The 14,040-nt window shown below is 74.4% G+C and carries 17 protein-coding genes; 4 read left to right on the top strand and 13 right to left on the bottom strand.

Annotated elements, in window-relative coordinates:
* The 6 genes from B0E53_RS23605 to B0E53_RS23575 form a co-directional block, all read right to left on the bottom strand.
* Positions 1-373, bottom strand: a 373-nt coding sequence (locus B0E53_RS23605; protein ID WP_146167743.1) for a biotin/lipoyl-binding protein, incomplete at its 3' end; no start/stop codon positions are given.
* 29 nt (positions 374-402) lie between these two features.
* Complete coding sequence (locus tag B0E53_RS23600; protein WP_107078055.1) at positions 403-1,809, bottom strand: hypothetical protein; 1,407 nt, start codon at positions 1,807-1,809, stop codon at positions 403-405.
* Positions 1,810-1,909: 100 nt separating this feature from the next.
* Positions 1,910-2,245, bottom strand: a complete 336-nt coding sequence (locus tag B0E53_RS23595) for a YrdB family protein (RefSeq protein ID WP_107078054.1) — start codon at positions 2,243-2,245, stop codon at positions 1,910-1,912.
* Complete coding sequence (locus tag B0E53_RS23590; RefSeq protein WP_107078053.1) at positions 2,242-2,811, bottom strand: TetR-like C-terminal domain-containing protein; 570 nt, start codon at positions 2,809-2,811, stop codon at positions 2,242-2,244. Before B0E53_RS23590 ends, B0E53_RS23595 begins: the two co-directional genes overlap by 4 nt.
* Positions 2,804-3,598, bottom strand: coding sequence for an alpha/beta hydrolase (locus tag B0E53_RS23585; RefSeq protein WP_107078052.1), 795 nt, complete (start codon positions 3,596-3,598; stop codon positions 2,804-2,806). Before B0E53_RS23585 ends, B0E53_RS23590 begins: the two co-directional genes overlap by 8 nt.
* 297 nt (positions 3,599-3,895) lie before the next feature.
* The gene (locus B0E53_RS23575; protein ID WP_107078051.1) at positions 3,896-4,816 is read right to left on the bottom strand and encodes a proline dehydrogenase family protein; all 921 of its coding nucleotides are present in this window, start codon (positions 4,814-4,816) and stop codon (positions 3,896-3,898) included.
* A 118-nt stretch (positions 4,817-4,934) separates the two neighbouring features.
* Between B0E53_RS23575 and B0E53_RS23570 the strand changes: the two genes are divergently transcribed.
* The 3 genes from B0E53_RS23570 to B0E53_RS23560 are packed head-to-tail and all read left to right on the top strand — an operon-like array spanning position 4,935 to position 6,970.
* Positions 4,935-5,207: a hypothetical protein gene (locus tag B0E53_RS23570; protein ID WP_246835561.1), complete on the top strand. Its 273-nt coding sequence runs from the start codon at positions 4,935-4,937 to the stop codon at positions 5,205-5,207.
* A gap of 1 nt (position 5,208) precedes the next feature.
* The gene (locus tag B0E53_RS23565) at positions 5,209-6,375 is read left to right on the top strand and encodes a glutathionylspermidine synthase family protein (RefSeq protein WP_107078050.1); all 1,167 of its coding nucleotides are present in this window, start codon (positions 5,209-5,211) and stop codon (positions 6,373-6,375) included.
* Positions 6,376-6,394: 19 nt separating this feature from the next.
* Positions 6,395-6,970: a CGNR zinc finger domain-containing protein gene (locus tag B0E53_RS23560; protein ID WP_091317585.1), complete on the top strand. Its 576-nt coding sequence runs from the start codon at positions 6,395-6,397 to the stop codon at positions 6,968-6,970.
* Positions 6,971-7,034: 64 nt separating this feature from the next.
* Here the strand turns inward: B0E53_RS23560 and B0E53_RS23555 are convergent, their stop codons facing one another.
* Positions 7,035-7,841 (bottom strand): sugar phosphate isomerase/epimerase, encoded by an 807-nt coding sequence (locus tag B0E53_RS23555; RefSeq protein WP_210406187.1) that lies wholly within the window; start codon positions 7,839-7,841, stop codon positions 7,035-7,037.
* 187 nt (positions 7,842-8,028) lie between these two features.
* Positions 8,029-8,973, bottom strand: a complete 945-nt coding sequence (locus B0E53_RS23550; RefSeq protein ID WP_107078048.1) for a Ppx/GppA phosphatase family protein — start codon at positions 8,971-8,973, stop codon at positions 8,029-8,031.
* 74 nt (positions 8,974-9,047) lie between these two features.
* Here B0E53_RS23550 and B0E53_RS23545 point away from each other — a divergent pair, with 74 nt between their 5' ends.
* Positions 9,048-9,857: a hypothetical protein gene (locus B0E53_RS23545; protein ID WP_107078047.1), complete on the top strand. Its 810-nt coding sequence runs from the start codon at positions 9,048-9,050 to the stop codon at positions 9,855-9,857.
* On the opposite strand, the gene rraA is transcribed toward B0E53_RS23545, so the two are convergent.
* The 5 genes from rraA to B0E53_RS23520 all read right to left on the bottom strand — a co-directional run.
* Positions 9,854-10,339 (bottom strand): ribonuclease E activity regulator RraA, encoded by a 486-nt coding sequence (gene rraA, locus B0E53_RS23540; protein WP_107078046.1) that lies wholly within the window; start codon positions 10,337-10,339, stop codon positions 9,854-9,856. The genes B0E53_RS23545 and rraA overlap by 4 nt on opposite strands.
* Before the next feature lie 17 nt (positions 10,340-10,356).
* A complete protein-coding gene (locus tag B0E53_RS23535; RefSeq protein WP_210406186.1) occupies positions 10,357-11,556 on the bottom strand; it encodes an MFS transporter in 1,200 nt (399 codons plus the stop codon).
* On the bottom strand, positions 11,557-11,949 hold the full coding sequence (locus B0E53_RS23530) for a universal stress protein (protein ID WP_107078045.1): 393 nt from the start codon (positions 11,947-11,949) through the stop codon (positions 11,557-11,559). It abuts the gene before it with no gap.
* Positions 11,946-13,448 (bottom strand): tripartite tricarboxylate transporter permease, encoded by a 1,503-nt coding sequence (locus B0E53_RS23525; protein WP_107078044.1) that lies wholly within the window; start codon positions 13,446-13,448, stop codon positions 11,946-11,948. The genes B0E53_RS23530 and B0E53_RS23525 overlap by 4 nt, the downstream gene beginning before the upstream one ends.
* Positions 13,449-14,040, bottom strand: a 592-nt coding sequence (locus B0E53_RS23520) for a tripartite tricarboxylate transporter TctB family protein (RefSeq protein ID WP_210406185.1), incomplete at its 5' end; no start/stop codon positions are given.

Below are 14,040 nucleotides of genomic sequence, written 5' to 3'. Positions count from 1 at the left end.
GGCCGGCCCGCTTCGCCGCGCGCAGCGCCGCGCGGGCCTGCGTCAGGCGGTCCCGCGCGGACGGCGAGTCGATCACGGCGAGCACCTGACCCCGGGCGACCCGCTGTCCAGGCTGGACACGCAGGCTGGCCAGGGTGCCGTCGGCGGGGGCGGGGAGGGTCGCGGCGGCCCGGGCGGTCACCGTGGCCGGCGCGTCGATCACCTCGGTCACCGCGGAGCGGCCCACCTGGGCCACGGTGACGGCGGACGGATCGTCGCCGCACGAGGCGGCGGTGGCGCCGGTCAGCGCGACGACGGCGAGGAGGGCGGTGACGAGGCGGGGGCGGCGGGCCGCGGGCAGCCGCGGCGAGGGGGTGCGGGCCACCCGGCCCATGCTACGACCCGTCGACCAGCGTCGACGCCTCAGCCGGCGACCGCGCGCAGGTAGGCGACGCAGTCGTCGTGCAGCCCCGACCAGGGCTCGCCGAACACCTCGTCGGCGGCCTCTGCCACCGGCCGGCGCTCGTGCACCACGGCCCGGAAGAAGTCCAGCAGCCGCTGCTCCCCGAACCGGTCGACCAGGTGGCGCACGGCGAGGTAACCGATGCCGTAGGCGCCGCCCACCCGATCGTCGGCCGCGTCGTCGGCCGGGGCCAGCGCGTCGAGCCGGCCGCCCCACCCGCCCCGGACCAGCCTGCGCGCGTCGGCCAGGCCCTCGTAGCGGTCCACCGGCTGGCCGTCGGCGCCCGCGTACTCGGCCAGCCCCTCCACCAGCCACCAGTTCGACCGGTCCGCGTACCCCCCGTCGGGCAGCGACGCGGCGTGGGTCAGCTCGTGCCGGAGCAGGTCGTCAACGCCGGTCGGGGTCAGGCTCTGCGCGTTCAGCACGACGTCGTGGTGCCCGCCGCCGACGCCGACCGCGTACCCTGCGGTCCACTTCGGCCGGCCGCCGCCGTACCAGCGCTGCCACTCGGCCCGGCCGGCGTAGAAGACCAGGTAGCGGTCGGGCGGCGGCGCGGCCACCGCGTACCGGTCGGCGACCTTGGCGGCGGCGTCGGCCTGGGCGAGCAGGCCGGGCAGCTTGGCCCGCAGCGCCGGCGTGGTCGCGACCACGACCCGCTTCCCGACCGCCACGGCCAGGTCGCTGAGCTCCCAGGGCCGCGCGCCGGCCGGCGTCGCCCGGGACTCCTCGACGGCGGTCAGCCGGGGTTCCCCGTCCCCCGCCACCCGCCAGCGGGTGCCCAGCTCGACGCTGCTCGGCGTGCAGCCCGGCACCACGAAGCAGTAGCCGACGGTCACGGTCAGCCGCCACTCCCCCGGCCGCCGGTCGACCGCCGCCGGCACCCCGTCCGCCACCGGCCGCCACGCGGTGACCCGAAGCGCGCGCAGCGCGGCGTACCGCCGGGTGAGCGCGGGTCGCGCGGCGGGCTCGGCGACGGTGAGGAAGCCGGCCCGGTCACCGTTGAGCAGGGCGGCGGCCTGCCGGTCGAGTTGGGCCGCCATCCGCTCGCCGAGGCGCCGCTCGGCCGCCGTGCCCCGGTCGTCCCGCCCGGCCGCCGGCCGTCCGGCCGCGTCGCGCACCAGCCCCACCAGGAGTACGCCGGGAACACCGCACCCCACCAGCACGAGCACCAGCCCCAGCACGGTCCAGAGCCGCCACCGCCGCCGCATCGAGGGCTGCGGCGACGGCTCACCACCGGTGACGAACGGGGGTACGCCGGGAGCGGTGGGCAGGTGACCGTCCGGCCGGTCGCCGTCCCGCGGCACGGTAACCGGTTGATCGTCGCCGCTCGCCGCCGCGCCGGCGGGCCGCTCGTCACCGTCGGTCACCGGCGAAGGGTACGACCAATCGGGCGATCCGGGAAGAGTCCACCGGCTCGAAAGGCGGTCGGCCGGCGTCACCGGCAGCCGGAGCCGGTGGTGGTCAGGGTCAGATCTTCTCGCCGGAGAGGGTGAGCAGGGTCTTGTCGAGCGCCCAGAGGGCCACCAGCACCGCACCGGGCACCGGCCGGCCGGCCAGGGCGAGCAGCAGGCCGCCGGTGAGGAAGCAGGCGGCCTGCACGCCCAGCTTGGCCGGCGCGGGCAGCGCCACGGTGGCGCGGGGCGAGCAGAAGAGCCCCCAGACCACGGCGATCGCCAGCGGGGCGCCGAGGCCGGCGAGCAGCCGTACCGGCCAGCCGGCGTCGAGGGTGAACCCCCACCAGCCGGCGGCCGCGAGCAGGGCCAGCTCCAGCAGGAAGATGAGCGTGAGCAGGGCGGCCTTCACCGGGACCTCCAGTTGCGGTACGCGGTGTCCAGCGCGGCCACCATCTCGTCGAAGGAACGGTCGATGTCCCGGGGCAGCCCGAACCCGCCGGCCGCCTCGAGGCTGATGAACCCGTGCACCGCGGCCCGGAACATCCTGGTGGCGTCGACCGCCGCGTCGCCGCTGAGGCCGTACCCGCGCAGGATCGCGTACATCGCGCCGACGGCCCGCTCGGCGGCGGCCAGGTGCTCGGGATCGTCGGGGTCCGGCGCCCGCTGGGTGGCCGGGTAGCGGCCGGGGTGCCGGCGGGCGTACTCCCGGAAGGCGGTGGCGGTGGCGCGCAGCGCGTCGCCGCCGGCCCGGCCCGCGGCGGCGGTGGTCAACTCGGTGGCGATCTCGGCGGTGGCGAGCACGGCCAGCTTCTGGTGCAGCGCGTCCACGCCCCTGACGTGCTTGTAGAGGCTGGGCAGCGCGACACCGAGCCGGGCGGCGAGCGCGGCCAGGGTCAGCCGGTCGTGGCCCACCTCGTCGGCGAGCACGGCCGCCTCGCGGACCACGGTCTGCGGGGTCAGGCCGGCCCTAGGCACCGGAGGTCACCGCCAGGAACTCGACCAGGTCGGCGGCGGTGGCGTCGGGCTGGTCGGCGTGCGGGTAGTGGCCGGAGTCGGCGATCATGCGGGCCTCGGCGGTGGCGAAGAACCGGCGGGCGGCCCGCGCCTCGGCGCCCGGGTCCGGGAAGTCCGGGTCCTTCGCGCCCATCAGCACCAGCACCGGCTGCCGCACCTCCCGGGCCCGCGCGCTCCAATGCGGGTCGACCGGCGCGACCACGCCGCGCACCGCGGCCATCCGGCCGCGCAGCTTGGCGACCATCTCCTTCCGGTACGCGGCGTCGTCGGCGGGCCGCCCGCACGGGAACAGGGTGCGGTGGAACATCCCGAACAGCCGCGGGCTGCGCAGCACGACCGCCTGGGCCGCCCGCAGCACCGGGTTGGGCTTCGGCGGGGCGACGAACGGGCTGACCTGCACGATCCCGTTGACCAGCGCGGGGGTGTCGGCGGCGGCGAAGACCACGGCGGCGGCGCTGGACGAGCTGCCGACCAGGGTGGCCGGGCCGCCGCCGAGCGCCCGGACCACGGCGAGCAGGTCGCCGCCGACCTCGGCCGGGGCGTAGCCGCGCCAGCGCGGGCTGGAGTCGCCGTGCCCGCGCACGTCCACCGAGGCGACCCGGTAGCCGGCCGCGACCAGCCGGGGCACCAGGTGGCGGAAGGTCGCCCGGTTCTCTCCCATGCCGTGCGAGAGGACCACCAGCGGTCCCTCCCCGTGCACCTCGTACACGATGGTTCCGCCGTCCCGCGCCACCTGGCTAATCGTCATAGCCGCAAAGCTAATGCCATTAGCTTTGGCCGTCAAGAGTTGACCTCAAGTCGGGTGGAGGTCGAAGGATCCCGCACCTGCCGCTCACCGCAGACACCCACGTACGCCTGGCCCGCCGACTGGAACGGGCCGGCGGGACCAGAGTCGCCGCCGGCCCGTACCGGGACCTACGGCAACTCCAGCTCGGCGCGTCTGTCGCCGCGCCACGACCTGGAGCCGCCGGCTGGGGGGTGACGTTCGCCGATCCGGACGGCTACCGGCTGGTGCTCTGCACCCGGACCTGGTCGAACGCCTGACTCACTTCTTCGACATCAGCGCGCGGCCGAAGAACACCATGTTGGCGGGGCGCTCCGCGAGCCGGCGCATCAGGTAGCCGTACCACTGGTCGCCGTAGGGGACGTAGGTGCGCACCGTGTAGCCGTCGCCGACGAGGCGCTTCTGCTCCTCGGGGCGGATGCCGAACAGCATCTGGAACTCGAACCGCTCCGGGCCGCGGTCGAACCAGCGGGCCCGGTCCTCGCCGATGGCGATCAGGCGCGGGTCGTGGGTGGCCAGCATCGGATAGCCGTCCCCGGACATCAGCACGTTCATGCAGCGCACGTAGGACTTGTCGACCTCGCGGGCGGACTGGTACGCCACCGACTCGGGCTCCTTGTACGCGCCCTTGCAGAGCCGCACCCGGGAACCGGCGCCGGACAGCTCGCGGCAGTCCGACTCGGTCCGCCGCAGGTACGCCTGGAGCACCGCCCCGGTCGACGGGTAGTCCTTGCGCAGCTTGGCGAGGATGTCCAGGGTCGAGTCGGTGGTGGTGTGGTCCTCCATGTCCAGGGTGACCGTGGTGCCCGCCGCGTCGGCCGCCGCGCAGATCGCCCGCGCGTTGTCGTACGCGAGCTGCTCGTCGAACATCTGCCCGAGCGCGGAGAGCTTGACGCTGACCTCGGCGGCCGGGGTGAGCCCGGCGGCGCCCAGCAGCCGCAGCAGCTTGAGGTATTCGTCCCGGATGGCGTTCGCCTGCTCCGGGGTGACTGTGCCCTCGCCGAGGTTGTCGAGGGTGACCGCTTGGCCGTCGGCGACGAGTGCGCGGGTCGCGCGCAGCGCGTCGTCGGTGCCGGCGCCGGCGACGAACCGGCGGACGACGTCCCGGGTGAACGGGGCCGTCGCGACGAGCCGCTCGACCTGGGATGACCGGGAGGCGGCGAGGATGACGGAACGGAGCATGAGCCGAGCGTAACGCCCGGCGGCGGGCCCGCGCCGGGGGGCGGCGGGCAACGTCACGCAGCGTTCGGGCGGGGACCGCGGGGCCGCCCTGCTGGCGGGGATCCGCTACAACGATCACGTGGAACGACGCCCCCGACGCCGGCTCCGGTCGGCCACCGTGCAGCTCGGCGCCCTGACCGCCCTGGCCCTCGCGCTCTCCGGCTGCAACAACGGCTACGACGACGACGATGACGACTGCGCGCTCGGCCCGGCCGGCGGGGGCGGCGACACCGTCGCCGTGGCCCTGCGGGTCCCCGCGCCGGCCGCCGCCCGGGACACCCCGGCGCCGGTCGCCGCGGCGCTCCCCGGGCGCGGCGGCTTCGGCACGCACCTCGCCTCCTGCGGCGGCTGACGTGCGGCGCGAGACCAGCACCCCGCGCCCCGACTGGGACGCGACCATCCGCGCCCAGGGCCTGGTGTACGTCGACACCGAGCTGCCCGACGGCGGAATCATGTCGTACTGGGACGAGACCGCGGCGTACGCCTTCGAGCTGGACGAGGTGCTCCGGCTGGAAGAAGCAACCGAGGAACTGCACCGGATGTCGGTGGCCGCCGCCGAGCACGTGGTGGCCCGCAACCGGTACGCCGAGTTCGGCATCCCGGACTGGGCCGCCGAGGCGGTCGCCCGGTCGCTGCGGGAGGCCCCGCCGACCCTCTACGGCCGCTTCGACCTCTGGTACGACGGCAGCTGGCCGCCGAAGCTGCTGGAGTACAACGCCGACACCCCGACCGCGCTGGTCGAGGCGAGCATCGTGCAGTGGTACTGGCTGGAACACACCCGGCCGGACGCCGACCAGTGGAACAGCCTGCACGAGCGGCTGGTCGGCGCCTGGGCCAAGATCGGCGCCGGCCTGCACGACCCGCGGGTGCACGTGGTCTGGTCCGCCGAGGAGGAGTCGGGCGAGGACCAGATCACCGCCGGCTACCTGGCCGAGACCGCCCGCCAGGCGGGCCTGGACGTCACGCTCATGCCGATCCAGCGGGTCGGCTGGGACGGGCGGCGCTTCGTCGACGCCGCCGACCGGCCGATCACCACCTGCTTCAAGCTCTACCCCTGGGAGTGGATGCTGGCCGAGCCGTACGGGCCGCCGGCGCTGGCGCCGGGCACCCCGACCACCTGGATCGAGCCGGCCTGGAAGCTGCTGCTGTCGAACAAGGCGCTGCTGGCGGTGCTCTGGGAGCTCTACCCCGGGCACGACTACCTGCTGCCCGCGTACCTGGACTCGCCGCGCGGGATGGCCGAGTACGTGGCCAAGCCGCTGCTCGGCCGGGAGGGCGGCTCGGTACGCATCGTCACCGGTGGCACCGAGATCACCAACCCGGGGATCTACGGCGACGAGGGTTTCTGCTACCAGGAGTTCCGGGCGCTACCCGAGTTCGCGGGCAGCCGGATGGTGCTGGGCAGCTGGATCGTGGACGGCGAGTCGGCCGGCGCGGGCGTCCGGGAGAGCGAAAGCCTCATCACGGACGGTTACGCGCGGTTCCTGCCCCACTACATCGACGCGCCGCGTGCCCCGTGAGTCGTCTACCGTTGGTGTCGTGAACTTCGACGCGTACGCCCGGACCGGTGTTGATCTCGTCAACGCCCGCCTGGACGACCTCGACGACCTGCGGGCCCTCTTCCCGGACGACAACGCGTGGATGCGCGACGAGGTCGCCGAACGGGACCTGACGATCTTCCGGCGGGCGCAGAAGCGCCTGCGCGACATCTTCGACTACGGCACCTCGGGCCGCGACGCCGAGGCGGTGACGGAGCTGAACGCGCTGCTGGAGGCGTTCCCGGTGCAGCCGCGCATCTCCGGCCACGACTCCTCCGACTGGCACATGCACGTGACCAGCCGGGGCGCCTCGGTCAGCTCCGAATACCTGGCCGGCGCGGTCTGGGGGCTGTCGGTCTGGCTCTGCGAGTACGGCAGCGCCCGGTTCGGCGTCTGCGCCGACGAGCGCTGCGGCAACGTCTACCTGGACACCTCGTCGAACTGCTGCCGGCGGTTCTGCTCGGAGCGCTGCGCCACCCGGTCGCACGTGGCCGCGCACCGGGCCCGCAAGCGGGCCGCCGTCGGCGAGCAGGTCACCGTCCCGGCCCAGCCGGAACCGCTCACCCCGGTCAGCTGAGCCCCGCCCCCGACGACCCCGGCTCGGCGTCTTCGCCGCGCCGCGACCTGAAGCCGTCGCCCGGTCAGGCGTCGACCGGGGAGGGGGCGGTCAGGTTGGCCCGGGCGAACGCGAGCGACTCGCGCAGATCCGCCTCGCGGACCGCGCGGCTCTTCGCGCCCCGGGTGGTCACCTCGACCGCCACCGAGCCGGTGAAGCCCCGGCCGGCCAGCGAGCGGAGCAGTTCGGCGCAGGGCTGGCCGCCCCGCCCGGGCACCAGGTGCTCGTCGCGCCCCTCGCCGGTGCCGTCGCCCAGGTGGACGTGGGCCAGGTTGGACCCCATCCGGTCGGCCATGGCCAGGGCGTCGGTGTGCGACGCCGCGCAGTGCGACAGGTCCAGCGTGTACGCGGCGTAGCCGGTGTCGGTCGGGTCCCAGCCCGGGACGTACGGGACGAACTGCCGGCCGGCCATCCGCACCGGGTACATGTTCTCCACGGCGAAGCGCAGCCCGCCGAACCGGCCGGCGATCCGGTCGAGCCCGTCGGCGAAGTTGCGGGCATAGTCGCGCTGCCAGGTGAACGGCGGGTGCACCACGACGGTGGGCGCCTCCAGGACCTCGGCCAGCTCCGCGGCCTTCCGCAGCCGCTCCCACGGGTCGGGGCTCCACACCCGCTGCGTGACCAGCAGGCAGGGCGCGTGCACCGAGAGGACCGGGACGCCGTAGTGCTCGGACAGGCCGCGCAGCGCGCCCGGGTCCTGGCTGACCGGGTCGGTCCAGACCATCACCTCGATGCCGTCGTACCCGAGCGCCGAGGCCAGCTGGAACGCCGCCGCGGTCCGCTCAGGGAAGACCGAGGACGTGGACAGGAGCACCGGAACGGGGGAAGTCACACCCCTCAGGGTAGCCGCACCCGCCAGCGCGCATCGGGACGAGCATCCGCAAAATGGACGACAACTCCCGTTCGGCGGGCGGCCATAATTCGACCTCCACGCCGCTAGGGGGCGCTCCGGACCGAATGACGGCCGGTCTGACGCCGCGCCGCGACCTGGAGCCGTCGCGTGGAACGGCAGGGCGGGATCACATCGGCGCGAGCTGATCCAGCCGGCGCAGGATGACCCCCTCGCGCAGCGCCCAGGGGCAGATGTCCAGGCAGTCCACGTCGAGCCGGCGCAGCACCGACTCGGCCACCACCGCCCCGGCGAGGAGCTGGTGGGCCCGCTGTGCGCTGACCCCCTCCAGCTCGGCCAGCTGGGCCGGCGGGATGTGCCGGATGAAGCCGAGCACCTGGCGCAGCCCGGTGCGGGTCAGGCTGCGCCGGGCCCACAGCCCAGCCCCGGAGGGCGCCGCGCCCGCCAGGCGGGCCAGCATCCGGAACGTCTTCGAGGTGGCCACCGGACGCTCCCAGCCCACCGCGGTGAGCTGCTCCACCACCGGATCGAGCTGGGCGTCGACGTACTCCCGCAGCTCCTCGACGGCCTCGGCCGACGGCGGCACCGCGCCGGACGGGTCGACCTCCAGCCGCTCCCGGCTCAGCCGGCCCGCGCCCAGCGGCAGCGAGACCGCCACGTCCGGACCCTCGTCGATGCCGGCGGCCAGCTCCAGCGAGCCGCCCCCGATGTCCATCACGAGCAGCCGGCCGGCGGACCAGCCGAACCAGCGCCGCACCGCCAGGAAGGTCATCCGCGCCTCGTCCGCGCCGGAGAGCACCTCCAGGCGTACGCCGGTCTCGTCCCGGACCCGGGCCAGCACCTCGCCGGCGTTGGTGGCCTCGCGGACCGCGCTGGTGGCGAAGGCCAGCAGGTCGTCGGCCTCCAGCCCGTCCGCCGCCGCCCGGGCCATGCTGACGGCCTTGACCAGCCCGTCCGCGCCCGCGTCGGTCAGCGCGCCGTCCGGGCCGATCTGCTCGGCCAGCCGGAGCACCACCTTCTCGGAGTGCGCCGGCCACGGGTGGGCGCCGTGGTGGGCGTCGACCACCAGCAGGTGCACCGTGTTGGAGCCGACGTCGAGGACACCCAGTCGCATGGTGACGACCCTAGGGCCAACACGTTTCGTCGGCTCGCCGGCCGGGCGGGGTCACCCCGCGTACGCTGGTCCGGGTGACAGGGCAGATCGAGCTTCACGTGCTGGTGGACGACCCCGACGACCCGCGCAGCCGGGAGGTCGGGCTGGACTTCCCGCGGGAGTGGATCGAGTTCGTCGACCCGGCCGACGCGAAGCACCTGGTGCGGGCCGACCTGACCTGGCTGCTCTCCCGCTGGACGTGCATCTTCGGCAGGGGCTGCCACGGCATCATCGCGGGCCGCGCCGCGGACGGCTGCTGCTCGCACGGCGCGTTCTTCACCGACGGCGACGACGAGAAGCGGGTCCGGGCGGCGGTCAAGCGGCTCACCCCGGAGACCTGGCAGCACTTCCGCCGGGGCTTCAAGAACTGGACCGAGAACGACACCATCGACGGGAAGAACCCCGCCCGGCGGACGGCCACCCGCGCCGTTGACGCGCCCTGCGTCTTCCTCAACGACGCCGACTTCCCCGGCGGGGGCGGCTGCGCCCTGCACGCCCAGGCGCTGCGCGACGGGGTGCACCCGCTGGAATACAAGCCGGACGTCTGCTGGCAGCTGCCGATCCGCCGTGACCAGGACTGGCACAAGCGACCCGACAACACCAAGGTGCTGATCTCCACGCTCACCGAGTTCGACCGGCGCGGCTGGGGCGCGGGCGGTCACGACCTGGACTGGTGGTGCACCTCCTCCACCGACGCGCACGTCGGCGCCGAGCCCATGTACATCTCCTACGGCCCCGAGCTGACCGCGCTGATCGGCGCCCCCGCGTACGCGAAGCTGGCCGAGCTCTGCGCGGCCCGGCTCCGCCAGGGCCAGGTCGCCCCGCACCCGGCCACCGAGGGCTAGTCCCGCCCGGCGACCGGCAGCACGACGACGCCGTCGTCGTCGCTGTGCACCTCGGCACCGGGCGCGAAGACGCAGTTGCCGAACGACACCGGCACGTCGCGCTCGCCGGCGCCGGTCTTCGCGCTCTTGCGCGGGTTCGTGCCGAGCGCCTTGATGCCGATCGGCAGGGCACCGAGGGCCACGACGTCGCGGACCGCGCCGTTGATCACCACACCGGCCCAGCCGTTCTCCGCCGCCGTGCCGGCGATGAGGTCGCCCATCAGGGCGGTGTGCAGCGAGCCGCCGCCGTCCACCACCAGCACCCGGCCCTCCCCCGGTTCGGCCACGATCGACTTGACCAGGGCGTTGTCCTGGAAGCAGCGCACCGTGACGGCCGGGCCGGCGAAGGCCCGGATGCCGCCGAACTGCCGCAACTGGGTGTCGCAGGAGCCGAGGGCGTCGCCGTGCCGGTCGTAGAGGTCGGCGGTCGTGGGGGTCTCCATGGTCGTCCTTCTCTCACTCAGGGATGGGGATTCGCGGGCGGTGCGCGGTGCAGGCGGGTCGCGGCGACGGCCGCGCCGGCCAGGCCGGCCGCGGTGCAGCCGAGGACGCCGGCCGCGCCGGTGCCGGCCGCGAGCGCGCCGGCGGCGCTGGGGATGAGCACCTGACCGAGCCGGTTGCCGGTGAGCCGCAGCGACATCGCCCGGCCGCGCAGCCCGGGCGGGGCCACCTCGGCCAGGAACGACATGGTCAGCGGCTGGCCCGCACCCAGCCCGAGCCCGGCCACCGCGACCACCGCCAGCAGGACCGCGAAGGGCAGCGGTGGCAGCAGCAGGGCCAGCCCGACGGCGGAGAGCGTCACGGTGCCGACCAGCACGACCCGCCGGCCGAGGGCCGCCACGAGCCGGCCGAGCAGCAGCCGGGACGCCATCGAGGCGACCGCCCGGGTCCCGAGCAGGATGCCGATCGAACCGGCGGCGATGCCGCGTTCCGCGCCGAGCGCGGGCAGGTAGACCAGGGTGATGTCGACCGCCGCCAGGACGACGCAGCTCACCGTGAGGGCGCGGACCAGACCGGGCTGGCGGATCAGGTCGCGCAGCCCACCGGTGTCGGAACCGTCGGCGGCCCGCTGGTGGTGTCCGGACGGGCGCAGGAACAGCGTGACGACCAGCAGCGGCAGCGCCACCACCGTGGCGCCGAGGAAGATGGCCCGGGTGTCGGGGATCGGGCGGTCCCCGCCGAAGAGCACGATCAGGCCGGGGCCGAGCGCCTGCCCCAGCGAGGCGGCGAAGGTGTAGTAGCCGAACGCGGCGTCGTACCGGTCGGCCGGGGTGCGGTTGGCGACCAGCGCCTGCTGGGCGACCACCGCGCAGAGGTGTGCGGTGCCGAGCGCCATGCTGGCCAGGACCAGGCCGGCCACCGAGCCGGCGAGCAGCACGAAACCGAGGCCGGCGGCGACCAGCAGGGCGGACCCGGCGAGGGCGACGCGGCGCTCGCCGAGCCGGTCCACCGCGTGCCCGGAGGGCACGGCCAGCACCAGGGGTACGACGGCGAAGCTGGCCCCGAGCACGCCCAGCCAGGCTCCCGGCACGTCCAGCTCCAACGCCCGGTACGCGGACGCCGGCCGGAGCATGAAGGTGACCGCCTGCACCGCGACGGTGTGCGTGAGGAGCAGGCCCGTCTGGGCGCGCCCGGGGACGGCGGAGTCCCCGGGCGCCACTCAGTCGGCCTTCACGGCGAGCACCGGACAGGGCACCCGGAGCAGGATCTCCTGCGCGGTCGAGCCCATGATCAGCTTGCCGACCGGGGTGCGGTGCCGGATGCCGATCACGACCAGCGACACGTCCTCCGCCTCGACGATCTCGGCGATCTCCTCCGCCGCGTCCCGCCCCCGCATGAGCTGCCGGACGTCGTGCCGCACCCCGGCGGCGACCAGCTCGCGGACCACCCGGTTCAGGTCCGGTTCCTGGGCCAACCGCGGGTCGACGTACGCGTCGCCGCGCGAGGTGTTCACCACCAGCACCGGCTCGTCGCGGAACCGGGCCTGCTCGATCGCGGCCTGGAGCGCCGCCTCGCCGAGCGGCGAGGGGACGTACCCCACCAGCACCGTCATGCCGTCACCGACCTTCCGCGCAGCGGACGGACCACGAACCGGCCGATCAGCGGCCAGAGGAGCACCACGGCGATCGTGGCGTAGATCAGCCAGGACATCCAGCCGCCGATCAGCCCGTGCAGCTCGCCGCCGGAGAGCTGCAACGCGCGCCGGCCCTGCAGTTCGGCACGCGGGCCGAGGATGACGCCGACGATCAGCGGCAGGATCGGCAGCCCGAAGCGGCGCATGCCGAAGCCGAGCAGGCCGAGGGCGAGCAGCAGGTACAGGTCGAACGGCTGCGCGTTGACCGCGTACGCGCCCATCGAGGCGAAGAAGAGGATCCCGGCGTAGAGGTAGGGGCGCGGGATCCGCAGCAGCCGCGCCCAGGCCGGGGCGAGCGGCAGGTTGAGCACCAGCAGCAGCAGGTTGCCCACGAACAGGCTGGCGATCAGTGTCCAGACCAGGCTGGACTCCCGCGTGAAGAGCAGCGGGCCGGGCTGGATGCCGTACCCCTCGAAGGCGGCCAGCATCACCGCGGCGGTGGCGTTGGTCGGCAGGCCGATCGCCAGCATCGGTACCAGCGTGCCGGCGGCCGAGGCGTTGTTCGCGGCCTCCGGCCCGGCGACGCCCTCGATCGCCCCCCGGCCGAACTCCTCCGGGTGCTTCGACAGCTTCTTCTCGGTGACGTACGACAGGAAGGTGGGGATCTCCGCCCCGCCCGCCGGCACCGCGCCGAACGGGAACCCGAACGCCGTGCCGCGCAGCCACGGCTTCCAGGACCGCTTCCAGTCCTGCTTCCCCAGCCACGGCTGGCCCACCGGGATCACCTCGCCGGACCTCCGGCGCAGGTGCGCGGCGATCCAGAGCGCCTCGCCCACGGCGAAGATGCCGACCGCCACCACGACCACGTCGATGCCGTCGGCGAGCTGCGGCAGCCCGAAGGTGAGCCGCTGCTGGCCGGACTGGTCGATGCCGATCACACCGATCACCAGGCCGAGCAGCAGCGAGGCGAAGCCGCGTACCCGGGACGCGCCGAGCACGGCGGTGACGGACACGAACGCCAGCAGCATCAGCGCGAAGTAGTCGGGTGCGCCGAGGCTGATCGCGAACTGCACCACCGGCGGGGTGACCACCACCAGCAGCACGGTGGCGATGGTGCCGGCGACGAACGAGCCGATCGCGGCGGTGGCCAGCGCCTGTGCGGCCCGGCCCGCCTTGGCCATCTTGTTGCCCTCGATGGCGGTCACCACCGACGACGACTCGCCGGGGGTGTTCAGCAGGATCGAGGTGGTCGAACCGCCGTACATGCCGCCGTAGAAGATGCCGGCGAACATGATGAAGGCCTGGGCCGGCTCCATCCCGTAGGTGACCGGCAGGAGCAGCGCCACGGTCATAGCCGGGCCGATGCCGGGCAGCACGCCGACGGCGGTGCCGATGGTCACCCCGATCAGCGCGAACAGCAGGTTCATCGGGGTCAGCACGTTGGCGAACCCGTCGAGCAGATTGGCGAAGTTGTCCATCTACAGGATCCCTTGCAGCACGCCGGCGGGCAGGTCGACACCGAGTCCGATGGCGAAGGTGTAGAACGTGATCAACGACAGCGCGACGGCGATCAGCAGGTTGCGCACGTAGTGGCGGTTGCCCAGGGCATAGGCCGAACCCCAGAAGAGGATCGTCCCGCTGATCACCCAGCCGAGCCGGTCGATGAGCACGGCGTTGACCAGGAACGCGCCGATCAGCAGCAGCACGGTGCGCCAGTCGATCGGAAGGCTCAGGTCGACGTCCTCGCCGGCCTCCGGCTCGCCCGCGCCGCCGCGGGCCACGTCCACCGCGTAGATCACCGCGATGACGAGCAGCAGCACGCCGAGCAGGATCGGCACCGGCTTGGGGCCGATCGGGTCGGCCGTGTTGATCGCCCTCCCGATCCGGGTCGTCGCGTCGAAGATGACCAGCCCGCCGACCAGGGCGAGAAACGCACACACGCCGTACTGCGCCCGGTCCGGCTGCCGGGCGGCGGCCGCCTCCGGGGCCGCCGCCGGGTCGGTTCCGGCCGTCGTCGCCGGCTCGTCGGGCGTACGCTCCGCGCCCGGCGCCGTCGCGTCGGCCCCGCCC

Origin of the sequence: Micromonospora sp. MH33 (genome assembly GCF_003013775.1) — a bacterium.
Classification (GTDB): Bacteria; Actinomycetota; Actinomycetes; order Mycobacteriales; family Micromonosporaceae; genus Micromonospora; species Micromonospora fulviviridis.
Note: the sequence above shows the minus strand (reverse complement) of the source record. Positions and strands in the feature narration are given on the sequence as shown.